The following is a 960-nucleotide window of genomic DNA, read 5'->3' as shown; positions in this document are numbered from 1 at the left end:
GGTTGCGGCATGAAGGCCGCAACCGTGACATCTGGTTGGCGGGTATCACCGGCGGGCTGTGCGCGTTGCAACTGACGCAGGTCACGTACTTCATCATCGTCGGTTGCGGGGCGTACGGTTCGCTGGCGTTGATGCGTGCGCCGCCGGCCCGACGCATGCGGCTGATTGCAGGGCTGGGGGCGGTCGCGGGTCTGGCCGCAGTGATCAGTGCGCCGCAATGGCTTTCCACGCTGGCCTACCTGCCACAGACCAACCGCGCCACCATCAGCCTGCAGGAAGCGCTGGCAGGTTCGATCGGTTGGCCGGTGCTGTCCACCCTGCTGTCAGGCAACTTCCTTTCGCAGGGCCGCGGTGATTATTGGGGCTGGGGCGACATCAGCCAGGACTACCTGTATCTGGGCGCAGTGCCGTTGGCCCTGTGGCTGTGCTGGGGCAGGGCGGTGGTGACCCTGCAGCCGGTGCGCAGCCGGGTGGCCCTGGCCCTGATCGTTCTCGCCGCGGCGTTCGCGCTGGGCGGTCGCACGCCGTTGTTTGCATGGCTCTTCCATGCGCTGCCGGGCCTGGACCTGTTCCGTCGCCCGGCCGATGCACTGTTCGTGCTGATTCCGCCGGCTGCCTGGCTGTCCGCGCACGCAGCGCAGACAGCCCTGGAGGGAAAAGCACTGCGCCCACACTGGCCCTCGGTGGTGGTGGTACTGGCGGTGTTGGGCTACAGCCTGTGGCTCGCGCTGGCACAAACCTGGCATCCGCTGGCGCTGATCTGGCTGCTGCTCAGTGCCGCCATCGGTGCTGGCGCGATCTATGTGCTGCGCCGCGCCGCGTTGCCGGCACCGCGTGCCGGGCGCATGCTCATCGTGCTGACGGTGATGGATCTGCTGATCTTCAACGCCGGCACGGCGTTCAATGCCGCGAGCGCGACTAAATCGGTGCCGACGGCCCGGCGCGCCGGGCCGCCCCAAA

General features: G+C 68.1%; 1 pseudogene. It reads left to right on the top strand.

The features are described 5' to 3' along the window. Nucleotides 1–960, top strand: a pseudogene (locus tag ACE026_RS09365) (hypothetical protein); the annotation flags it as partial.

The sequence above is a fragment of the Stenotrophomonas sp. AGC87 genome (assembly GCF_057333975.1).
Note: the sequence above shows the minus strand (reverse complement) of the source record. Positions and strands in the feature narration are given on the sequence as shown.